Here is a 20199-nt window from a genome sequence, read left to right as displayed (position 1 = left end):
TGCCCCGCGCATCAATTCACAGGTCAGGGACGGACGCCGCCACCCTCGATGTCGAGACCCAGGCCGCGCGAAGCGACGTAGAGTTCGAGATTGCGGAACTCGTCCGAACCGGGGCTGTAGGTTTCCGCGCGCGTGTCGCGGATGCAGCCCTTGAAGCGGTTGTGGATCGACACGACGCCCGCGTTCTTCAGACGGTAGGTCGGGAAGCCCTGGATCTGGCCTTGGCTAAGATGGTCAGCGCGGATGTAGTTGCCGTAGTTCTCTTCATGGCACGACGCGCAGGACAGCTCGAGCTGGCCATAGCGGGTGTAGTACATCTCCTTGCCCTTCTCCCAGAAAGGCTTGGCCTCGCCGTCGATCTTGACCGCGACCGGCATGCCACGCGACTCGACCGCGATCGCGGTGGTCATGTTGTGCATCGGAGCGCTGTCCCAACCCCAGGCTTCGGCGCCCATGCGGTTGGTGCGGCAATCGTTGATGTAATCCTCGACCGACCACAGCTTGCCGGCTTCGTTCACCTTAGGCATCGAGGCTCGCACGCCCTTCATGCCTTCGCTGATGTCGCCGTGGCAATCCGCGCAGGATTTGCCCTCGGAGCCGTCGGCGGTCGACCAGGTTTCCTGGCCCTGCTCGGCAAAGATCATGATCGGGTTGTCGAAGTCGTCCTGTTCCATCGCGCGGGTCTCGTCCGTGCGGAAGAGCCAGCCGGAATAGACCTCGTCGAGATGCCCTTTGAGGTGATCGGCGGCGGGCGCCTTCACCGTGATCGGGGTGTCGCCGTTGATGACGAGCTCGTCATCCGCCATTTCGGCGTGCAGCGCCGCGGTGCTGAGCGCGAAGGCTGCAGTGGCGGCAAGGATGGTGCGGCTGGTGCGCAACGTCATATTCTGTGTCCTCCCTGGGTGTGCCCCGCGCCCATCGATCTCCCCAAACAGGCGCGGTTCTCTGTTCTTGGTGAGGCGGCGCGCTCCCTCACGCGCCGCTGGCCGTTCGGCCGATCAGCTCACTTCGATCTTCTGGCTGTCTTCGTAGGTCGAACCGTCATCATCGTACCAGGTGAACTTGAACTCACCCGATTCCGGGACTTTCGCCTCGAATTCGATGTAGGGGTTCGTCGAGATCGCCGGCTCGAGGGTGACGTCGATGACGTTCTCGCCGTTGAAGTCGCAGGTGAAGCGATTGATGATCTCGCGCGGGATGACGTTGCCATCCTTGTCCTTGCGCTGACCCGATTCCATCGGGTGCGAGATCAGGGTCTTGATGGTGATCGTGTCACCGGCCGAAGCTTTTTTCGGCACTTTTACGCGGGGTCTCACGCCTTTCATGGTCTTGTCTCCTCAGATACCGAAAAAATTAGCCGCCGCAGCCGCCGATGGTGACCTTCACGGTCGATTTCGCCTGGACGTAGCTGCCGTCGGCCATCTTGGCGACAGCGATGACGTCCTGGGTCTTCGAGAGGCGAATCCGGGTCGAGGCCATCTGCGAGCCGGCCAGCGGACCGAACTTGAAGGTCACGACGTCGGGCGTCGGGTTGCCGGGCGCGAAGACCGCGATCTCGGTTGCGCCGGGCGCATCGACGGAGATCGGAACGGTATTCCCGTTCTCGGCGATTTCCGGCGCGGTCAGGGTGACGCCGTCACCCATTGCGGCATCTGCGCCGCCGGTGAACTTGGCGATGGCGTCAGCACCGGCATCGGCCAGCGCGGGCAGCGGCAGCATGGAAGCGGCAACGCCGCCCATCGCCAGCGCCAGCGCGTCACGTCTGGTCATGGTCATGTTGTATCTTCTCCTCTCGGGTTTGTCGTTCAGAGGGTCACTCGTCCTTGAGGGTCATCAAGAAAGCGACCACATCCTCAACCTGTTGTGCATTCAAGATCGGCGGCAGATCGGCAGGCGCAGCCTTGCCGGTGTACCCGTCGCCGGGGCGAATGAAGGGACCGGTTTTGTACATCGCCGGCATTACCGTGCCTTCGAAGGTGTGCTTGGCGTCGACGACGATGCCGCGCAGCTGCGACTCGTCCCAACGGTCGCCCGCGCCGTTCAGCTCCGGGCCGACATTACCTTGGAACGACGCGTCGAGCGCCGAGACCTTATGGCAGGCCACGCAGTTGCCCAGCGACTTGGTCGCCGCGACTTCTGCGCCCTTTGCGGGATCGCCCGGCTGACCGGTCAGCGACTCGGTCACCGCGCCCACATCGGTGAATTTGACATCCATCGGCGCGGTTTCTGCGATCGCGGCGCTGGCTGCGAAGGTGGCGGCCATTGCGGCCCACGCAACGTGGCGTTTCATAGAAGTCCTCCCAAATTCTCTCCCTGACTCACTTTTAAGCGAGCGCATCACAGCGGCGCAATGGATAAATTCAAAAATCCGCATATTTTCCAATATGTTCTCTGGAACATATCGGCGTATACCGCAGCATACCCAAGATTTCTTAAGCGAAATCAGAAACATTCGCGGGCGCAGCACGAATGCTGCGCCCGCGAGCACGAGATCACGACTCTGTCAGATTCGCGAAACTCGCGATCACTTCGCCATAACTTTGTCGGCAACGTACTTCTGAAAATTCACGCCACTCTCGTAGCCGTGAGTCTTTACCCACTCGAGCAAAGCCATCGTCGTACCCTTGCCGAAAGCGCCCGGCATCTGTGCAACGGCCTGCTTGTTGGCGGGCTGATCGGAGGCCTCTTCGGGGAAGAACATCATGGTCGGCGTGAACATCACGCCCCACTTCATCGCCATCTCTTTTTCGGGCAGAGCCTCGCCGTCGAAATCGGTCACTTCGACATCGCCGAACAGGTTCATCTGCACGACATAGTAGTTGTCGGTGATGTATTGCGCGATTTCGGGATCGGAGAAGACCTCCTCGTGCATCTTCTTGCAGTAGAGGCAGCCGCGCTGCTCCCAGATGACCATGAAGCGCTTGCCCTCGTCATTGGCCGTCGCGAGATCGTCCGACATGTCCTTGAACGTGTCGTGGAACCACGGCTCCTTGTGCAGCCCGTCATCGCCCATCTCGGCGGCGTGACCCGGCAGGGCCAGCATCGCCGCGGTGAAAGCGGCAGTCAGAAAATGACGCATGATCGTCCTCCCTTGAAACAGATCCTCAGCCAAGACTCCCGCTCGGCATGACGTCGATCAGAAACTCACCAATGTAGCGCAGCCCCCCGGTCACGATGAGAACCGCGAACAGGATCAGCATAACCCCCATCGCCTTCTCCACATAGCCAAGCTTCGCGCGATGCTTCGCCATGAGGGCGAGGAAGGGGCGCGTGAAGAAGGCCGCGATGATGAAGGGCAAGGTCATCCCGATCCCGTAGGCAAAGAGCAGCAGCCCGCCCTTGGAGATCTCTCCCATGCCCGACGCCACCATAAGGATGGCGGCGAGCGCCGGGCCCACACAGGGCGTCCAGCCGAAGCCGAAGGCGAGCCCCATCACGTAAGCGCCAAGGAAGGTCGTCGGATCGGTCTTCGCCTCCATCCGGGCCTCGCGATAGAGGAATGGGATCCGGATCACGCCGAGGAAATGCAGACCGAAGACGAGAAGGACCGCGGCCGCCACCCAGCTCAGCGGTCCCATCCATTCGCGGAACGCGGCCCCGAGCGCAGTGGCTCCCATCCCCATCAGCACGAAGATCGTGGTCACGCCCAACGCGAAAGCGACCGAAGAGGCGACCATCCGCGCCTGCGCACCGGGGACGATCTTGCCGTCACCGCGCAGCTCCGACATCGACAGCCCGGCCATGTAGGACAGGTAGAACGGCACCATCGGCAAGATGCACGGCGTCAGAAAAGACAGCAGGCCGGCAAAAAACGCCCCGCCATAGGTAATATCGATCGGCACTGTTTCCTCCCTCGTGACGCGCCCTAGCCTATATGGCCTCGGTCTCCCAACCGTCCTTGAAGGGGCCCGTCAAACACATTACGATCTTTATATGTAAAAAGGGGTCCGTCAATGTTCCGCATTGTTTGGCATACGATTTCCATGGCTGCGGCGCTGGCGATTTCGCTGAGCGCGACGGGCCACGCCTCATGGGCCGACGCCGCGGGGGCCGACGCCACGTCGCAATCCGCCGAGACGACGACCGATGTCGGCTCCGCGACCGAAGAAGCCAAGGCCGAGAGCGAGTTTCGCCTCCTGATGGTCGAGCAGGTCGGCTGCGTCTATTGCCGCATGTGGAACAACGACCTCGCGTCGATCTACCCCAAGACCCCCGAGGGCAAGACCGCGCCCCTGCAGCGGGTCGATCTGCACAAGCCCTTCCCTGACGACATCACGATCACCGGGGGCAAACCGCTCTTCACACCGACCTTCATCCTGCTGCAGGACGGGGTCGAAGTCGCCCGCATCGAAGGCTATGCGAGCGAGGACTTCTTCTGGGGGCTGCTGGATCAGGCCCTGAAAAAGAATGGCGCGGACTATCAGCCCCCCTCAAACTGAGGTTTGATGTGCGTGCTTTTGGCCCGCCCCGTGCGGGTTTTTGTTCTCTCGGGCTTTGTTCCGGCGAATCGTCATGCTAAAGCCTGAAACATTCGATTAATACGGTCGCGCTGCGCGCGGCTCCAAGGAAGGACGATGCGGTGCGGCATCTGGTGCCTGACGGTCATGCCGAAAAGCTTGCCTCTGCCACGGCCGAGTCGAGATGTGCCCGCATGGATGCAGAAGAGCTACTCGATCGCGCACAAGACGCCTCCAACCTCATGAAGGCGCTCGCCCATGAGGGACGGCTGATGATCCTGTGCCATCTCAGTTCGGGCGAGAAATCGGTGACCGAGCTGGAAAACCTGCTGGAATCGCGCCAGGCCGCGGTCAGCCAGCAATTGGCGCGGCTGCGTCTCGAGGGGCTCGTCAGCGCGCGCCGCGAAGGCAAGGCGATCTACTACACGCTCTCGGACCCGCGCGCGCGCCGCCTTGTCGAAACGATTTACGATATGTTCTGCGCCACCGACGGAACGCGGTGAGCCATGAGACCGGACGCTGAGTGATCCGGGGGGAGAAGGGCAATGGAACAGATTCCGATGGGCGCCATGGCGGCCCTGGTCGGGGCGCTCGGCGGTGTGATTCTCGGCCTCGCCGCGCGCCTGGGCGATTTCTGCACCCTCGGCGCACTGGAAAGCGCCGCCTATGGCGATGACCAGAGGCGCCTGCGCCTTTGGGGCGTGGTGCTGGGTGTCGCGATCTCCGGCGCCTTCCTAGCCGAGGCTCTGGGTTATGCCGACATCACCCACAGCTTCTATCAAACGATCAAGTGGTCGCCCTTGGCCTCGATCGTGGGCGGGCTGGTCTTCGGCTACGGCATGGCGCTCGCCGGAAATTGCGGCTTCGGGGCGCTGGTGCGTTTCGGCGGCGGCGACCTGCGCGCGATGGTGATCGTTGTCGTGATGGGGATTTTCGCCTTCGTGACGCTGTCCGGCCCCCTCGCGCATCTGCGCCTGCTGATCTTCGACCAGCAGGCCGCCACCTCCCCTCAAGGCATCGCGCATTGGCTCTCGGCGCGGACCGGGCTGCCGCCGCTGACCTTCGCCCTGCCCGTCGCCGCAGGCTTCCTCGCATGGGCGCTGAGCTATCAGCCGCTGCGCGCAGACAAACGCCGGCTCGCCTGGGGCGTGGCTGCGGGCCTTGCCGTGGTCTGGTGCTTCGTCGGCACCTCCTACCTCTTCAGAGAGAGCATGGGCGCGACCGGCGTCGAGGCCCCCTCCTTCACCGCCCCGCTTGGGCGCACGATCCTGTATTTCATGACCTCCACCGCGGGAGGGCTCACCTTCTCCGTCGGGCTCGTCGCGGGCGTTCTCGGCGGGGCCTTCCTCGGCTCGGCCATTCGCGGCCTCTTCAAATGGGAAGCCTGCGAAGATCCGCGCGAACTGGGCCGTCAGGTCAGCGGCGCCGCCCTGATGGGCATCGGCGGCACGATCGCCGTCGGATGCTCCATCGGCCAGGGGGTAAGCGCGATGGCCGTGCTCGCCTTCTCCGCGCCCGTCACGCTGGCCTCCATCGTGATCGGCGGGTTGATCGGCCTGCGCCAGTTGATCCACGGCTTCCAGCCCGAATAGGCCGGAGCCGCACGTCCCCCTCCCGTTTTTGGCTTGGCCGAAATATCCCGGGGGTGAGGCGCGGACGCGTCGAGGGGGCAGCGCCCCCTCTCCCCGCGAAGTCTTGCCGCACAACGCTTGCGAATCTGATCCGGGTTTCCTATATCGCCCCTCGAGAGGTTGGCGCGGGCGAGCGCCTCGCCAACCCGGTCAGGTCCGGAAGGAAGCAGCCGCAACGAGCCCCGCTTGGGTCGCTGTCCAGCCTCTCACCCCCCTCCTTCCCCACGAAACGCACCAAACTTGTCGGCGCGTCACCATGCCCGATTGTGGGCTGATGTCGCCGCGTTAAGCTTCCCGTCAAAGGGGAGGTTTCACCATGTTTCGTTTTGCTCTGGCCGCTCTGGCCATTCTGCCTGTGCCGCTCTTTGCCGGGACGCTTACCGCCGTCGAAGTCGCACCGAACACCTATGCGATCGAGGGCCCCTTCGGGCAGCGCGATGCCGAGAACCTCGGCAATAACGCGACCTTCGGGCTGATCGTCACGGATGAGGGCGCGGTGCTGGTGGATGCGGGCGGCACCTACAAGGGGGCGGCGGCGCTCGACGAGGTGATCGGCACGCTGACCGATCAGCCGGTGAAATATGTGATCGACACCGGTGGGCAGGATCACCGCTGGCTCGGCAATGGCTACTGGAAAGAGCATGGCGCCGAGATCATCACCTCGACGGATGCGCTCGCCGACCAGAAGGCCCGCGCCTCGCTGGAACTGACGATGCTCGACGCGCTGGTCGGCAAGGACGCGCTCGCCGGCACGGAGCCGGTCTACGCGGACACCACCTTCGACGAACGCTACACGCTCACCCTCGGCGGGCGCGAGATCGAGATCACCCATCCCGGCCCGGCCCACACTCCTGGCGACAGCTTCGTCTGGCTGCCTGCGGAAAAAGTGATGTTCACCGGCGATATCGTCTTCGTGGGCCGCATCCTCGGCGTGCTCGACATGTCGTCCTCGAAAGGCTGGGTCGAAGCCTTCGAGGCGATGGCCGCCTATGAGCCCACCCATATCGTTCCCGGCCACGGCCCCGCCACCGATCTCGCGACGGCGACTCGCGACACCTATGATTACCTGACCAATCTGCGCAGCCGGATGGCCGATTATATCGATGACGGCGGCGACATCATCGGCTCGGTCGACGTGGACCAGTCGCAATTCGAATATCTCGCGGACTTCGACACGCTCGCCAAACGCAACGCGCAGGCGGTATTCAGCCAGATGGAGTGGGAATGAGCCGGGTGGACGTCGACGCCCGGGGGGCCTAGTCTGGCGGCTGCTTATGATACCGGAGCTTCGATGACCGACACCCAATATCAGGTTCTCGCCCGCAAGTACCGCCCCGAGACCTTTGCCGATCTGATCGGACAGGCACCGATGGTGCGCACGCTCAAGAACGCCTTCGCGGCCGACCGGATCGCGCAGGCCTTCATCATGACCGGGATTCGCGGCACCGGGAAAACCACCACGGCGCGGATCATCGCCAAAGGGCTGAACTGCATCGGCCCCGACGGCAACGGCACCCCCACGACCGATCCCTGCGGCGTGTGCGAACATTGCCGCGCGATCATGGAAGGCCGCCATGTCGACGTGATGGAGATGGACGCCGCCTCGCGCACCGGTGTGGGCGACATCCGCGAGATCATCGAGAGCGTGCATTACCGGGCGGCCTCGGCGCGCTACAAAGTCTATATCATCGATGAGGTTCACATGCTGTCGACGAGCGCGTTCAACGCGCTCCTGAAGACGCTCGAGGAACCGCCCGCCCATGTGAAGTTCATCTTTGCCACCACCGAGATCCGCAAGGTGCCCGTCACCGTGCTCTCGCGCTGCCAGCGCTTCGACCTGCGCCGGATCGAGCCCGAGGAGATGATCGCGCTGCTGCGCCGGATCGCCGATGCGGAAGGTGCCGAGATCGCCGATGACGCGCTCGCGCTGATCACCCGCGCCGCCGAAGGCTCCGCGCGGGATGCGACCTCGCTGCTCGATCAGGCGATCGCGCATGGCGCAGGCGAGACCACGGCGGAACAGGTCCGCGCGATGCTGGGTCTGGCCGACCGTGCCCGCGTCCTCGACCTCTTCGACATGATCCTGCACGGTCAGGCCGCCGAGGCGCTGACCGAGCTCGCCGCGCAATATGCCGACGGCGCCGATCCGATGGCGATCATGCGCGATCTGGCCGAGATCACCCATTGGGTCTCCGTCATCAAGGTCACGCCCGAAGCCGCCGAAGACCCGACCGTTCCGCCCGAGGAACGCACTCGCGGTCAGGAGATGGCGGCCGCGCTTCCGATGCGTGTGCTGTCGCGGCTCTGGCAGATGCTGCTCAAGGCGCTCGAAGAAGTCGCAGGCGCGCCCAATGCGATGATGGCCACCGAAATGGCCGTGATCCGCATGACCCATGTGGCTGACCTGCCCGACCCGGAAACGCTGATCAAGAAAATCCAGCAAAGCAACACCCAGACCCAAGCGGCAGGCCGGGGCCCCGCGCCTTCGACCGGGCCGGTGCATGGCGCGACGCTGCGCGCCCGGCGTGCCGGTGGCGGCGCTGTTGCCGCCGCCGCCCCCGCCCAACAGCACGATCCGATGGCCGACGCGCTTGCCCGTTTCGCCAGTTTCGACGACGTGGTCGACCTGATCGCCCGGATGCGCGACATGACCCTGCTGCTGGAGGTCGAGAGCAACCTGCGCCTCGTGAATTACCGCCCCGGCCGGATCGAGTTCGAACCGACCCCACAGGCCTCGCGCGACCTCGCCGCGACGCTTTCGGCAAGGCTGCAGGGCTGGACCGGCGCGCGCTGGGGCGTGTCGGTCGTCTCCGAAGGCGGCGCGCCGACCATAGCCGAGGTGAAGGCGGAAGAGCTCGCGAAGGCCGAGGCCGAGGCGATGAAGAACCCGCTGGTCGCAGAGATTTTCGCCCGCTTCCCCGGCGCGAAGATCGAAATCCTGCCCGAGGAAGACACCACCGCGATCGAGGCCGAGGCCCTGGCCGAGGTCGAAGACGAATGGGATCCCTTCGAGGAAGGCTGAGCCGCGCCGGGGGCGCTCCCGCGCAATCGCACGCGCCGTCCCTGCCGCGCCGTTTTCCCAGCTTGTCCCTTGTTCCTCCGCGCAGCGATGCGTATCTCTCACTCAAGCCAAACGTGACGGAGAAAGCGATGTTCAAGGGATTGGGCGCCATGGGCGACATGGCCAAGATGATGAAGGCCGCCAAGGAAATGCAGGAGAAGATGGGTCAGCTCCAGGAAGAGCTCAAATCCATCGTCGTCACCGGCGAGGCCGGGGCCGGTCTCGTACAGGCCCGCGCCACCGCGAAGGGCGAATTGACCGGGCTCTCCATCGATCCCTCGATCCTGCAGGCCTCCGAGAAGGAAGTCGTCGAAGACCTGATCCTCGCTGCGATCAAGGACACGCAGGAAAAGGCAAAGTTCCGCGAGCAGGAAGAGCAGAAACGCCTTCTGCGCGAATTGGGCCTGCCCGAGAACATGGACCTACCGGTCTGATCCTATGAGCGGCGCGCGCGACGATATAGAGGCGCTGATCGCCCTTATGGCGCGGCTGCCGGGGCTTGGCCCCCGCTCCGCCCGGCGTGCGGTGCTGCATCTGATCTCGAAACGCGCGCAGCTGATGGGCCCCTTGGCCGAGGCGATGGCCGGGGTCGCCCGCAGTGCGCGCGAATGCCAGCGCTGCGGCAATATCTCCACCGCGCCGATCTGCGACATCTGCGAAGACCCGAAACGCGCCACCGGCGAGATCTGCGTGATCGAGGATGTGGCCGATCTCTGGGCGATGGAGCGCGGCCACGCCTTCAAGGGCCGCTATCACGTCCTTGGCGGCACGCTCTCCGCGCTCGATGCGATCGGCCCGGAAGACCTTCGCATCCCCGACCTGCTCGAACGCGCCACAGAGGAAGGCATCACCGAGGTGATCCTCGCCCTCAACGCCACCGTCGAGGGTCAGACGACCGCCCATTACATCGCCGAGGCGCTCGAAGGGCGCGGCATCGCAGTGACCAGCCTCGCCCAGGGCGTGCCGATCGGGGGCGAGCTGGACTATCTCGACGACGGCACGATCCAGGCGGCGCTGCGCGCGCGTAAAAGTTTCTGACGGCCTCCCTACCCGCCCCGAAACCGAAGTCCAAACCGATACCCCAGCGCTGAGCGCTCCTTTCGGCTTGGGAAAAATATCCCCGCCGGAGGCATCCGCCCCATGCGGCCCGCGCGCCCTCCCGGCAAGGGAGCGCCCATCGGCGGGCTCGTCGCCATTGAACCCGCCCGCGCCCGCCGTTATCACTTCCCCCAAATCCCCAACGAGAATTGCGAGCGTCGCCCCGATGATCCGCCTCTACCATGTCGCCCTCTCCCCGTTCTGCCGCAAGGTCCGCCTCACGCTCGCCGAGAAGAAGCTGGAGGTGGAACTGGTCGAGGAACGATACTGGGAGCAGCAGGCCGATTTCCTCCGTCGCAACCCGGCGGGCAAGGTGCCGGTGCTGAAGATGGACGGCATGATGATGGCCGAGAGTCAGGCGATCTGCGAATATATCGACGAGACGCATGCTGACGCGCCGCTGATGCCGCGCGATCCCGCCGCACGCTACGAGGTGCGCCGCCTGTGCTCGTGGTTCGACGACAAGTTCAACACCGAAGTCACGCAGCGGATCATGGGCGAGCGGGTCTGGAAGAAGGTCCGCAAGGAAGGATATCCGGATAGCAAGACGGTCAAGGCGGGCCTGTCCGCGATCAAGTATCACCTCGATTACATGGGCTGGCTGCTGGAGCAGCGGCGCTGGCTTGCTGGCGACGTGATGACGCTTGCGGATTTCTCTGCGGCCGCGCATCTGAGCTGCCTCGATTATATCTCCGACGTGGACTGGAACCGACAAGAGGCCGTGAAGGACTGGTATGCGAAGATCAAGTCGCGCCCGGCCTTCCGCTCGCTTCTCGCCGATCAGCTGCCCGGCATGCCGCCCGCACCGCAATATGCGGAGTTGGATTTCTGAGGGCTTCGCGCGCGCCGAGGGGGCTCTGCCCCCGCCGGCCTGCGGCGCGGCCCCCCGGGATATTTGCACCAAGGCGAAGCCATGAATGCGGAGTTGAAAGCGCGGTTGATCGAGACGGCCCTTGCCGAGGGTTTCTCGAAGGCGCGCATCACCACGCCGGACGCGATCCCGCAGGCGGCCGAGCGGCTCGCCGCCTTCGTGGGTGCGGGCATGCATGGCCAGATGGGCTGGATGGAAGAGCGGATGGGCTGGCGCGGCGATCCGGCGGCGCTGTGGTCCGAGGCACGCTCGGTCGTGATGCTGGCCGAGACCTACACGCCCGATTACGACCCGCTGGACCTGCTGGAGGCGCGCGATCGCGGGGTGATCTCTGCCTATGCGCAAGGCAAGGATTACCATGATCTGGTGAAGAAGAGGCTCAAGCGCGTCGGGCGCTGGTTGCTCGATCAGGCACCAGAGGGCGCGGAGATCAAGGTCTTCGTCGACACCGCCCCGGTGATGGAAAAGCCCTTGGGCGAGGCGTCGGGTCTCGGCTGGCAGGGCAAGCACACCAATCTTCTTGCGCGCGATCTGGGCAGCTGGTTCTTCCTCGGCGCGATCTTCACCACGGTGGAGCTGCCGCCCGACGCGCCGGAGATCAGCCATTGCGGGTCCTGCACGGCCTGTCTCGACATCTGCCCGACCGAGGCTTTTCCTGCGCCCTACCAGCTCGACGCACGGCGCTGCATCTCCTATCTGACGATCGAGCATAAGGGCCCGATCGACGAAGAGCTGCGCGCCAAGATGGGCAATCGCATCTATGGCTGCGACGATTGTCTGGCCGTCTGCCCATGGAACAAGTTCGCCGCAGAGGCGCGGGAGGCGCGCTATCACGGCGGCGTCGGCGCGCCGCCCCTGGCAGAACTGGCTGCACTCGACGATGCCGGGTTCCGGGCGCGGTTCTCGGGCTCGCCGATCAAGCGGATCGGGCGCGACCGTTTCCTGCGCAACGTGCTTTACGCGATCGGAAATTCCGGCGATCCGGCGCTGGCCGAGGCCGCGCGCCCGCACCTGAGCGATCCCGATCCGGTGGTGGCCGAGGCCGCGCGATGGGCTCTTGATCGGCTCGAGCGCGTCGCATGACGAAACCGATTGCCCCGATCCCGTCGCGGCCTATCTCATCGCGGTCATGATGCCCGTCACCACCCAGACCCCTCGCCCGCTCCTTGGAATCGCGCTGAAGCTCGGCACGGTTACGGGTTTCGTCATCATGCAGGCACTGATCAAATCGGTCTCCGACCGGGTGCCACCGGGCGAGGCAGTGTTCTTCCGCTCCTTCTTCGGCATTGTGCCGATCCTGCTCTGGCTGCTGTGGCGCGGTGAGTTGCAGGGCGGATTGCGGGTGGAGAAACCGATCAACCATGTCCTGCGCGGGGTGGTGGGAACCACCGCGATGGCGCTGAGTTTCGCAGCGCTCGCCTTCCTGCCGCTGCCCGAGGCGACCGCTCTGGGCTATGCGGCACCGCTGCTGACGGTCGTCTTCGCGGCGCTCTTGCTGGGCGAGACGGTGCGAATCTTCCGCTTCTCGGCGGTCGGGCTGGGGATGGTCGGTGTTCTGATCGTGCTGTGGCCCCGGCTGGGCGGCAGCGGACCCGAAGGCGGGGCGGAGGCGCTTGGCGCGGGGCTGGCGCTTGCGGGGGCCACCTGCGCGGCGCTGGCGCAGATCCAGATCCGCCGCATGGTCGGCTCCGAGCGCACCTCGGCGATCGTGTTCTGGTTCTCCTGCACCGCCTCGGTGCTCTCACTGGCCTCGCTGCCCTTCGGCTGGGTGATGCCGACAGCGTGGGAAGCGACACTCCTGATCCTCGCGGGGCTGATCGGCGGCACCGGGCAGATCATGCTGACCTCGGCCTATCGCTTCGCCGATGCCTCGCTGGTGGCCCCCTTCGATTACGCCTCGATGCTGCTGGCGCTGGTGATCGGCTATACGGTCTTCTCGGAAGTGCCGAGCCATGCCACCTTGGCGGGGGCTGCGCTGATCATCGTCGCTGGCATCGCGATCATTCTGCGCGAGCACTGGCTTGGGCTGGAGCGCAAGCGCGCCCGCAAGGCCGCGACGCCGCAGGGCTGAGCGCCGATCCGCCCGCGACAAAAAATCTCCTGTCATTGAAACACGACTCGGTCGAACCGTGTTATACTTAAAGGATCAGAGGCGATGACGAGAGGAGGAAGACATGTCCCGTCACATCATCGACCGCGCCGAACTCAAGGCCGAAGGGCCGCGCGTGAAGCGGTTTCTCGAACTGCAGCGGCGCGAAGGTATCCACCCGGCAATCAAGGAGCTCAGCAAGCGTGGGCGGCCGGATAACGGCGCGCGCATGAAACAGTTCCTGCGCATCGAACGGAACGAAGTCACCTGACCGTCCTGTCAGCGCTCGAGAGCATCGAAAACGCGAAAGGGCGTGCCGTCAAGCACGCCCTTCTGTTTTCTCAAAGCGTTACGTGGATCAGGTGCGCACGAGCTTTTCGTAGGTTTCTGCGATGTCGCGGGTCAGCGCGCCGACCTCGAAGTTGAACTCGCGGATCTGGCTGACCGGGGTCACCTCGGCGGCGGTTCCGGTGAGCCAGCACTGCTCGAACTCGGCCAGTTCAGTCGGCTCGATCAGGCGCTCGTGCACCTTGATACCCTTCTCTTCCAGCAGCCCGATCACCGTACGCCGCGTGATCCCGTTGAGGAAGACGTCAGCCTTGGGCGTGTGCACCTCGCCGTCCTTCACGAAGAAGATGTTCGCGCCGGTCGCCTCGGCGACGTAGCCACGCCAATCCATGAACAGCGCATCCGAGAAGCCGCGATCTTCGGCGGCGTGCTTCGACATGGTGCAGATCATGTAGAGACCGGCCGCCTTGGCCTCGGCCGGGATCGTGCGCGGGTCGGGGCGACGCCATTTCGCGATGTCGAGCTTGGCGCCCTTCATCTTCGCGTCCCCGTAATAGTTGCCCCATTCCCAGCCGGCGATCGCCAGACGCACGGGGTTCTTGCGCGCCGAGACGCCCATATCCTCGCCCGCGCCACGCCATGCGACCGCGCGCACATAGGCGTCGGTCCAGCCATTGGCCTTCAGCATGTCGTATTTCGCCTTCTCGATCTCTTCGACCGAATAGGGGATTTCCATATCGAGCAGCTGCGCCGACTTCCGCAGGCGGGCGGAATGCTCTTCGCCTTTGAAAATCTTTCCGTTGTAGCAACGTTCGCCTTCAAAGACGGAGGACGCGTAATGCAGCGCGTGGGTCAGGATGTGGACATTGGCGTCGCGCCAATCCACAAGCTGTCCATCCATCCAGATCTTGCCGTCACGATCCTCATACGAGCCCGACATCTTACTCTCCTTGCAGCCACGCCAATTTACGATTATTGCGCAATCTACGTCCGAAGTGGACATTTTCTTGCGCGAAAACTGCTTTGCGGTAACAGTTGAGTCTTGGAAAGTCAACAAGGCTGACATAAAGTCACACAAAAGAGAGGGACGATATGGCAGATAGCGGCAGCCCCGGGGGCGAGACACTTCTTTTCCTGACGGACGAGCAATTGCGCAAGGGCATCGAAGCGATGTTCTTCGCCTATCGCGCCTTTACCGCCGACCCTGACCGACTGCTCGAAGAATACGGCTACGGACGCGCGCATCACCGCGCGCTGCATTTCATCAACCGCCAGCCGGGGCTGACGGTGACGACGCTGCTCGCAGTTCTGGGCGTAACCAAGCAATCACTGAACCGGGTGCTGCGCACGCTGATCGAGGACGGGCTGGTGGAAAGCCGCGTCGGTACCCGCGACAAGCGCGAGCGGCGATTGCATCTGACGGCCGAGGGCGAGACGCTGGAACGCGCACTGTCCGAGGCGCAGCGGGGGCGAATGCGCTCTGCCTATCGCGCCGCGGGGCCGCAGGCGGTGGCGGGTTTCCGGCAGGTGCTCGAGGCGATGATGGGCCCCGATCTGCACAAGCTCTATCAAATGATGAAAGACGACTGATGCCCTACTCGGCCGAACCTCATCTGCTTATCGTCGACGATGACGAACGCATCCGGACGCTGCTGAAAAGCTTTTTGCAGCGACACGGCTTTCTCGTCACTGCGGCGCGCGACGCGGGCCATGCGCGCTCGTTGCTGGCGGGGCTGGAGTTCAATCTGATCGTGATGGATGTGATGATGCCGGGCGAAGACGGGCTCAGCCTGACCCGTGACCTGCGCGGCAGATCGGTAAGCACGCCGATCCTGCTGCTGACCGCACGGGGCGAGACGCGCGAGCGGATCGAGGGGCTCGAAGCCGGCGCCGACGACTATCTCGCAAAGCCGTTCGAGCCGAAGGAACTGCTGCTGCGGATCAACGCGATCCTGCGCCGGGTTCCGCAGGAAACCGAGAGCGGCCCGAAATACCTCTCGCTGGGGCCGCTGAAATACGATCAGGACCGGGGCGAGCTGTGGGATGGCGACACGCCGGTGAAGCTGACCGCGACAGAGGTGCAGTTGATGCGCATCTTCGCGACTCATGCGGGCGACGTGGTCAGCCGCACGGAATTGATCGAGGAACTGGGCCGCGAGCGGGGCAATGGCGAAGAAGGCGGCGGCGACCGGGCGGTCGACGTGCAGATCACACGCCTGCGCCGCAAGATAGAGCGCGACCCGCGCGAACCCCGCTACCTGCAGACGGTGCGCGGTCTGGGCTACATGCTCGCGCCCGACTGAGCGGAGGCGAACACTACATCTTGATTGCGCCTCGCAGTGGCATGGCAGGCGGCGGTTCTGGTCAGTTCACGCTAAAGCATGTGAAACTTTTACATGTTCAAAACGCCACGAATCGCTTTTCCTCAATCGGGAGCGGCATTTGTGCATTGAACTTGCCGGGCGCCCCCTTCCCCGGCACGCACGGCCATTGACCCGGGGTGATCTGTTGCAAGAGCGACATTTAACTGCCCCTCAGCACAAATTCAGTTGATTGTGTTCTGGACTGACAAATTCGTGATTGGTATGAGAGCGGCCATGTTTGGCGGCACCGCGCGACGTGCCCCGGCACGTCACTATCGGCCCCCTCGCGGGCCCGGGAAGGAGAGACAACGTGTCCCACGCAGATAATAACGCAGGCACCCGGAGGGATTTCCTCTACTACGCCACCGCCGGCACCGGCGCGGTGGTGACCGGCGCGGCCGTCTGGCCGCTGGTGAACCAGATGAATGCATCGGCCGACGTCAAGGCGCTCTCGTCGATCTTCGTCGACGTTTCCGGCGTCGAGCTCGGCACGCAGCTCACGGTGAAATGGCGCGGCAAGCCGGTCTTCATCCGCCGCCGCACCGAAGAAGAAATTCAATACGCCCGCGAGGTTCCGCTGTCCGAACTGGTCGACACCTCGGCCGAGAACGCGAACAAGCCGGGCGCCGAGGCGACCGACCAGAACCGCACCCTCGACGAGGCAGGCGAATGGCTGGTGATGATCGGCGTGTGCACCCACCTGGGCTGCGTGCCGATCGGCAACGAGTCGGGCGATTACCACGGCTGGTTCTGCCCCTGCCACGGGTCGCATTACGACTCCGCCGGCCGGATCCGCAAAGGTCCTGCCCCGCGCAACCTGAACATCCCGGTGGCCCAGTTCACCGATGACACCACGATCAAACTGGGCTGAGGAGGCAGTTAGATGTCGGGCATTCCCCACGACCATTACGAGCCCAAGACGGGCTTCGAAAAGTGGACGCACAAGCGTCTTCCCATCATCGGGCTGATCTACGACACGATCATGATCCCCACCCCCAAGAACCTGAACTGGTGGTGGATCTGGGGCATCGTGCTGGCGTTCTGCCTCGTGCTGCAGATCGTCACCGGCATCGTTCTGGTGATGCATTACACCCCGCATGTCGACCTGGCCTTCGCCTCGGTCGAGCACATCATGCGCGACGTGAATGGCGGCTACATGCTGCGCTACATCCACGCGAACGGCGCCTCGCTGTTCTTCCTCGCCGTCTATATCCACATTTTCCGCGGCCTTTATTACGGCTCCTACAAGGCGCCCCGCGAGATCACCTGGATCATCGGCATGATCATCTATCTGTGCATGATGGGCACGGCGTTCATGGGTTACGTTCTCCCCTGGGGCCAGATGTCCTTCTGGGGTGCAACCGTGATCACCGGCCTGTTCGGCGCGATCCCGGGCATCGGCGAGTCGATCCAGGCCTGGCTGCTCGGCGGCCCGGCGGTGGACAACGCGACGCTGAACCGCTTCTTCTCGCTGCACTACCTGCTGCCCTTCGTGATCGCAGCCCTGGTGATCGTGCATATCTGGGCCTTCCACACCACGGGCAACAACAACCCGACGGGCGTTCCGGTCCGCACCGGCTCGAAAGCGGAAGCGGAGAAGGACACCCTGCCCTTCTGGCCCTATTTCGTGATCAAGGACCTGTTCGCGCTCGCCGTGATCCTCCTGGTCTTCTCGGCTGTCGTGGGCTTCATGCCGAACTACCTCGGCCACCCCGACAACTACATCGAGGCGAACCCGCTGGCGACGCCCGCACACATCGTGCCCGAATGGTACTTCCTGCCGTTCTACGCGATCCTGCGCGCCTTCACCTCGGACGTCTGGGCCGTGATGTTCGTCAACTGGATCACCTTCGGTATCGTCGACGCCAAGTTCTTCGGCGTGCTCGCGATGTTCGGCGCGATCCTCGTGATGGCGCTGGCCCCGTGGCTCGACACCTCGAAAGTGCGTTCGGGCTCGTACCGCCCGATGTTCAAATGGTGGTTCTGGCTTCTGGCGATCGACTTCATGGTGCTGATGTGGGTGGGCGCGATGCCGACCGACGGGATTTATCCCTACATCTCGCTGATCGGCGCGACCTACTGGTTCGTCTATTTCCTCGTGATCCTGCCGCTCCTGGGCCTGATTGAGAAGCCGCAAGCGATGCCGGCGACGATCGAGGAAGACTTCAACCACCACTACAATATCAAACCGGCTGAATGAGTAAGGAAGAGGGACACAAAATGAAACATCTTCTGATCTCTGCCCTCTCCGCGCTGGTGATCGGGGCGAGCACCCTGGTCAACCCGGCGGTGGCGGCCGAAGGCGGCCATATCGAGGATATCAGCTTCTCCTTCGAGGGCCCCTTCGGGACCTTCGACCAGCAGCAGCTGCGTCGCGGCTTCCAGGTCTACCGGGAGGTCTGCTCGGCCTGCCACGGGCTGCGCTACGTCGCGTTCCGCACGCTTGCGGATCAGGGCGGCCCGATGATGGACCCGGCTTGGGTGCGTGCCTACGCGGCCGAGTTCACCGTGATGGACAAGGAAACCGGCGAAGAGCGCCCCGGCAAGGAGACGGACCACTTCCCGTTCATCTCCGGCATGGGCATGGGTCCGGACCTGTCGCTGATGGCGAAAGCGCGCGCGGGCTTCCACGGCCCCTACGGCCTCGGCATCAACCAGTTCTTCCGCGGCATCGGTGGCCCCGAATACATCCACGCGGTGCTCACCGGCTTCACCGGCGAGGAAAAGGAAGAAGCGGGCTCGATCTTCTACGAGAACCACGCCTTCCCGGGTGGCTGGATCGCGATGCCCCCTCCGCTCTCGGAAGACCTCATCGAGTATGAGGACGGCACGCCCGCAACCGTCGACCAGATGGCCCGGGACGTCTCCGCATTCCTGATGTGGACGGCCGAACCGAAGCTGGAATCGCGCAAGCGCTGGGGCTTCGTGGCGGTGATGATGCTGATCGTGCTGAGCACGCTGCTTTACCTGACCAACAAGAAGCTCTGGGCGCCCCACAAGGGTAAGCAGTTCGATCTGTAAGCCTGGGCCCGACCTGCTAGACTGATGAACGCCTCCTCGCCCGCGAGGGGGCGTTTTCCATTTCCCGGAGCTGCCCGATGTCTATCCCGCCGCCAGGCTTTGCGCCGCTGCCCGACCCGCCCTATTACGCGGTGATCTTCGCCTCTCTCCGCGGTGCACCCGACGACGGATATGGCGCGATGGCCGCGGAGATGGCCGCGCTTGCCGCCCAGCAGCCCGACTATCTCGGGGTGGAGAGCGCACGCGACGGAACAGGCTTCGGCCTCACCGTCAGCTACTGGGCCGACGAGACCGCTCTGATTGCGTGGAAGGCGGTGGCGAAGCACCAGCTCGCCCAACGCCTCGGCAAGGATCGCTGGTATCTCCACTACGCGCTGCGCGTCGCCAAGGTCGAACGCCAGTATGACGGTCCGGAGGGGCGCTGAACCGCGCCTGCCGCTGACGCCGCGCAATGCGGTTGCGCTCTTGGATGTCGGGGGCAAGCGGGCTATCTGGAAGGGGACACGAGGAGTAACAATGCCCGACATTTCCGACCTGCCGCATATCAGCCCCGCCTCCCGCGCCCCGCGTCTGTGCGTGCTGATCGACGCCGATAACGTGCCCGCCGGATATGCCGAAGCGATCTTCGAAGAGATCGCCTCGCTCGGCGAAGCCTCGGTGCGCCGGATCTACGGCGACTGGTCGGCGCAGCGCCTAGCGGGCTGGGCCAAGCGCGTCGCCGAACTCGGCCTCGTCGCGGATCAGCAATTTGCCAATACTAAGGGGAAGAACGCCTCCGATATCGGCCTCGTCATCGCGGCGATGGATTTCCTGCATTCCGACCTGTTCGATGGTTTCGTGCTGGTCTCCTCGGACAGCGACTTCACCCGCCTCGCCGCTCGCATCCGCGAACAGGGGCTCGATGTCTACGGCATCGGCGAGCAGAAGACCCCCGAAGCCTTCCGCAAGGCCTGTAAACGCTTCATCTATGTCGAGAACCTCGGCAATGGCGAGAGCACCGCGGAGACCTCGACCAAGCCCGCCTCGGACAAGACCAGTGCCGCCGCCCCGAAATCCTCGAGTGGCAAGCAGGAGCCGAAGGCCGCGATCCCGATCATCGTCAACGCGATGAAGGCGATCGGTCTGGAAGAGGAATGGTATTCGCTGGGCCAGCTCGGTCAGTTCATCACGCAGGCAAACCCGGATTTCGACACCCGCACCTATGGCAGCGCGAAACTTTCCGACCTGCTGATCAAGACGGGCCGTTTCCAGCTGCAGCGCGGCGAAGGCAATCAGTGGATGGTGCGCGATCTGGCCTGATCGGGCCAGATCGGTCCGCGC

25 protein-coding genes and 1 other RNA gene are annotated in these 20199 nt (G+C 64.1%); 19 read left to right on the top strand and 7 right to left on the bottom strand.

Annotated elements, in window-relative coordinates:
* Positions 1-23 precede the first annotated feature (23 nt).
* From soxA to B6V76_RS13925, 6 genes are all read right to left on the bottom strand, one after another.
* On the bottom strand, positions 24-884 hold the full coding sequence (gene soxA, locus B6V76_RS13950; protein WP_088720164.1) for a sulfur oxidation c-type cytochrome SoxA: 861 nt from the start codon (positions 882-884) through the stop codon (positions 24-26).
* A 114-nt stretch (positions 885-998) separates the two neighbouring features.
* Positions 999-1325, bottom strand: coding sequence for a thiosulfate oxidation carrier complex protein SoxZ (gene soxZ, locus B6V76_RS13945; protein ID WP_075775683.1), 327 nt, complete (start codon positions 1323-1325; stop codon positions 999-1001).
* Between the two features lie 28 nt (positions 1326-1353).
* Complete coding sequence (gene soxY / locus B6V76_RS13940) at positions 1354-1776, bottom strand: thiosulfate oxidation carrier protein SoxY (protein ID WP_075775684.1); 423 nt, start codon at positions 1774-1776, stop codon at positions 1354-1356.
* 37 nt (positions 1777-1813) lie between these two features.
* Positions 1814-2290: a sulfur oxidation c-type cytochrome SoxX gene (gene soxX, locus B6V76_RS13935; protein WP_075775685.1), complete on the bottom strand. Its 477-nt coding sequence runs from the start codon at positions 2288-2290 to the stop codon at positions 1814-1816.
* A gap of 234 nt (positions 2291-2524) precedes the next feature.
* Entirely contained in the window at positions 2525-3079 is a 555-nt protein-coding gene (locus B6V76_RS13930; protein ID WP_075775686.1) for a thioredoxin family protein, read from the bottom strand.
* 25 nt (positions 3080-3104) lie between these two features.
* Entirely contained in the window at positions 3105-3842 is a 738-nt protein-coding gene (locus B6V76_RS13925) for a cytochrome c biogenesis protein CcdA (RefSeq protein WP_240497871.1), read from the bottom strand.
* A gap of 111 nt (positions 3843-3953) precedes the next feature.
* Here B6V76_RS13925 and B6V76_RS20185 point away from each other — a divergent pair, with 111 nt between their 5' ends.
* The 12 genes from B6V76_RS20185 (at position 3954) to B6V76_RS13865 (ending at position 13478) form a co-directional block, all read left to right on the top strand.
* Complete coding sequence (locus B6V76_RS20185) at positions 3954-4439, top strand: hypothetical protein (protein ID WP_240497870.1); 486 nt, start codon at positions 3954-3956, stop codon at positions 4437-4439.
* Between the two features lie 212 nt (positions 4440-4651).
* The gene (locus tag B6V76_RS13915; RefSeq protein ID WP_075775687.1) at positions 4652-4960 is read left to right on the top strand and encodes a metalloregulator ArsR/SmtB family transcription factor; all 309 of its coding nucleotides are present in this window, start codon (positions 4652-4654) and stop codon (positions 4958-4960) included.
* Positions 4961-5002: 42 nt separating this feature from the next.
* Positions 5003-6049, top strand: coding sequence for a YeeE/YedE family protein (locus tag B6V76_RS13910; RefSeq protein WP_088720162.1), 1047 nt, complete (start codon positions 5003-5005; stop codon positions 6047-6049).
* Between the two features lie 153 nt (positions 6050-6202).
* Positions 6203-6299: signal recognition particle sRNA small type (gene ffs / locus B6V76_RS13905), an RNA gene on the top strand.
* Positions 6300-6404: 105 nt separating this feature from the next.
* The gene (locus B6V76_RS13900; protein ID WP_088727727.1) at positions 6405-7316 is read left to right on the top strand and encodes an MBL fold metallo-hydrolase; all 912 of its coding nucleotides are present in this window, start codon (positions 6405-6407) and stop codon (positions 7314-7316) included.
* Positions 7317-7379: 63 nt separating this feature from the next.
* Positions 7380-9110: a DNA polymerase III subunit gamma/tau gene (locus B6V76_RS13895; RefSeq protein ID WP_088727726.1), complete on the top strand. Its 1731-nt coding sequence runs from the start codon at positions 7380-7382 to the stop codon at positions 9108-9110.
* Between the two features lie 128 nt (positions 9111-9238).
* Entirely contained in the window at positions 9239-9583 is a 345-nt protein-coding gene (locus tag B6V76_RS13890; RefSeq protein WP_075775691.1) for a YbaB/EbfC family nucleoid-associated protein, read from the top strand.
* A 4-nt stretch (positions 9584-9587) separates the two neighbouring features.
* Positions 9588-10187, top strand: coding sequence for a recombination mediator RecR (recR, locus tag B6V76_RS13885; RefSeq protein WP_088720153.1), 600 nt, complete (start codon positions 9588-9590; stop codon positions 10185-10187).
* Between the two features lie 226 nt (positions 10188-10413).
* Entirely contained in the window at positions 10414-11079 is a 666-nt protein-coding gene (locus tag B6V76_RS13880) for a glutathione S-transferase family protein (RefSeq protein ID WP_075775693.1), read from the top strand.
* An 81-nt stretch (positions 11080-11160) separates the two neighbouring features.
* Entirely contained in the window at positions 11161-12201 is a 1041-nt protein-coding gene (gene queG / locus B6V76_RS13875) for a tRNA epoxyqueuosine(34) reductase QueG (RefSeq protein WP_088720152.1), read from the top strand.
* A gap of 46 nt (positions 12202-12247) precedes the next feature.
* Positions 12248-13189, top strand: coding sequence for a DMT family transporter (locus tag B6V76_RS13870; protein ID WP_088722643.1), 942 nt, complete (start codon positions 12248-12250; stop codon positions 13187-13189).
* A gap of 103 nt (positions 13190-13292) precedes the next feature.
* Complete coding sequence (locus B6V76_RS13865; RefSeq protein ID WP_075775695.1) at positions 13293-13478, top strand: hypothetical protein; 186 nt, start codon at positions 13293-13295, stop codon at positions 13476-13478.
* A gap of 87 nt (positions 13479-13565) precedes the next feature.
* Here B6V76_RS13865 and B6V76_RS13860 read toward each other — a convergent pair whose 3' ends face one another.
* Positions 13566-14435, bottom strand: coding sequence for a branched-chain amino acid aminotransferase (locus B6V76_RS13860; protein WP_075775696.1), 870 nt, complete (start codon positions 14433-14435; stop codon positions 13566-13568).
* A 152-nt stretch (positions 14436-14587) separates the two neighbouring features.
* Here B6V76_RS13860 and B6V76_RS13855 point away from each other — a divergent pair, with 152 nt between their 5' ends.
* The 7 genes from B6V76_RS13855 (at position 14588) to B6V76_RS13825 (ending at position 20178) form a co-directional block, all read left to right on the top strand.
* Positions 14588-15085, top strand: a complete 498-nt coding sequence (locus tag B6V76_RS13855; protein WP_075775697.1) for a MarR family transcriptional regulator — start codon at positions 14588-14590, stop codon at positions 15083-15085.
* Entirely contained in the window at positions 15085-15798 is a 714-nt protein-coding gene (locus B6V76_RS13850) for a response regulator transcription factor (RefSeq protein WP_088720151.1), read from the top strand. Before B6V76_RS13855 ends, B6V76_RS13850 begins: the two co-directional genes overlap by 1 nt.
* A gap of 370 nt (positions 15799-16168) precedes the next feature.
* Positions 16169-16729 (top strand): ubiquinol-cytochrome c reductase iron-sulfur subunit, encoded by a 561-nt coding sequence (gene petA / locus B6V76_RS13845; protein WP_075775699.1) that lies wholly within the window; start codon positions 16169-16171, stop codon positions 16727-16729.
* 12 nt (positions 16730-16741) lie between these two features.
* Positions 16742-18058 (top strand): cytochrome b, encoded by a 1317-nt coding sequence (petB, locus tag B6V76_RS13840; RefSeq protein ID WP_075775700.1) that lies wholly within the window; start codon positions 16742-16744, stop codon positions 18056-18058.
* Positions 18059-18078: 20 nt separating this feature from the next.
* A complete protein-coding gene (locus B6V76_RS13835) occupies positions 18079-18879 on the top strand; it encodes a cytochrome c1 (protein WP_075775701.1) in 801 nt (266 codons plus the stop codon).
* A gap of 77 nt (positions 18880-18956) precedes the next feature.
* Positions 18957-19304 carry an antibiotic biosynthesis monooxygenase gene (locus B6V76_RS13830; RefSeq protein ID WP_088727725.1) on the top strand — a complete coding sequence of 116 codons (348 nt, stop codon included), beginning with the start codon at positions 18957-18959 and terminating at the stop codon, positions 19302-19304.
* 91 nt (positions 19305-19395) lie between these two features.
* On the top strand, positions 19396-20178 hold the full coding sequence (locus tag B6V76_RS13825; protein ID WP_088727724.1) for an NYN domain-containing protein: 783 nt from the start codon (positions 19396-19398) through the stop codon (positions 20176-20178).
* The last annotated feature ends 21 nt before the right edge of the window (positions 20179-20199 follow it).

The sequence above is a fragment of the Thioclava sp. IC9 genome (genome assembly GCF_002213225.1).
Lineage (GTDB): Bacteria > Pseudomonadota > Alphaproteobacteria > Rhodobacterales > Rhodobacteraceae > Thioclava > Thioclava nitratireducens.
The sequence above is the reverse complement of the archived record's forward strand: the minus strand, read 5'-3'. Positions and strand labels throughout refer to the sequence as shown.

Coding starts and splice junctions, on each gene's coding strand:
- soxA (WP_088720164.1), bottom strand. CDS start 884: ATGACGTTGCGCACCAGCCGCACCATCCTTGCCGCCACTGCAGCCTTC.
- soxZ (WP_075775683.1), bottom strand. CDS start 1,325: ATGAAAGGCGTGAGACCCCGCGTAAAAGTGCCGAAAAAAGCTTCGGCC.
- soxY (WP_075775684.1), bottom strand. CDS start 1,776: ATGACCATGACCAGACGTGACGCGCTGGCGCTGGCGATGGGCGGCGTT.
- soxX (WP_075775685.1), bottom strand. CDS start 2,290: ATGAAACGCCACGTTGCGTGGGCCGCAATGGCCGCCACCTTCGCAGCC.
- B6V76_RS13930 (WP_075775686.1), bottom strand. CDS start 3,079: ATGCGTCATTTTCTGACTGCCGCTTTCACCGCGGCGATGCTGGCCCTG.
- B6V76_RS20185 (WP_240497870.1), top strand. CDS start 3,954: ATGTTCCGCATTGTTTGGCATACGATTTCCATGGCTGCGGCGCTGGCG.
- B6V76_RS13915 (WP_075775687.1), top strand. CDS start 4,652: ATGGATGCAGAAGAGCTACTCGATCGCGCACAAGACGCCTCCAACCTC.
- B6V76_RS13910 (WP_088720162.1), top strand. CDS start 5,003: ATGGAACAGATTCCGATGGGCGCCATGGCGGCCCTGGTCGGGGCGCTC.
- B6V76_RS13900 (WP_088727727.1), top strand. CDS start 6,405: ATGTTTCGTTTTGCTCTGGCCGCTCTGGCCATTCTGCCTGTGCCGCTC.
- B6V76_RS13895 (WP_088727726.1), top strand. CDS start 7,380: ATGACCGACACCCAATATCAGGTTCTCGCCCGCAAGTACCGCCCCGAG.
- B6V76_RS13890 (WP_075775691.1), top strand. CDS start 9,239: ATGTTCAAGGGATTGGGCGCCATGGGCGACATGGCCAAGATGATGAAG.
- recR (WP_088720153.1), top strand. CDS start 9,588: ATGAGCGGCGCGCGCGACGATATAGAGGCGCTGATCGCCCTTATGGCG.
- B6V76_RS13880 (WP_075775693.1), top strand. CDS start 10,414: ATGATCCGCCTCTACCATGTCGCCCTCTCCCCGTTCTGCCGCAAGGTC.
- queG (WP_088720152.1), top strand. CDS start 11,161: ATGAATGCGGAGTTGAAAGCGCGGTTGATCGAGACGGCCCTTGCCGAG.
- B6V76_RS13870 (WP_088722643.1), top strand. CDS start 12,248: ATGATGCCCGTCACCACCCAGACCCCTCGCCCGCTCCTTGGAATCGCG.
- B6V76_RS13865 (WP_075775695.1), top strand. CDS start 13,293: ATGTCCCGTCACATCATCGACCGCGCCGAACTCAAGGCCGAAGGGCCG.
- B6V76_RS13860 (WP_075775696.1), bottom strand. CDS start 14,435: ATGTCGGGCTCGTATGAGGATCGTGACGGCAAGATCTGGATGGATGGA.
- B6V76_RS13855 (WP_075775697.1), top strand. CDS start 14,588: ATGGCAGATAGCGGCAGCCCCGGGGGCGAGACACTTCTTTTCCTGACG.
- B6V76_RS13850 (WP_088720151.1), top strand. CDS start 15,085: ATGCCCTACTCGGCCGAACCTCATCTGCTTATCGTCGACGATGACGAA.
- petB (WP_075775700.1), top strand. CDS start 16,742: ATGTCGGGCATTCCCCACGACCATTACGAGCCCAAGACGGGCTTCGAA.
- B6V76_RS13835 (WP_075775701.1), top strand. CDS start 18,079: ATGAAACATCTTCTGATCTCTGCCCTCTCCGCGCTGGTGATCGGGGCG.
- B6V76_RS13830 (WP_088727725.1), top strand. CDS start 18,957: ATGTCTATCCCGCCGCCAGGCTTTGCGCCGCTGCCCGACCCGCCCTAT.
- B6V76_RS13825 (WP_088727724.1), top strand. CDS start 19,396: ATGCCCGACATTTCCGACCTGCCGCATATCAGCCCCGCCTCCCGCGCC.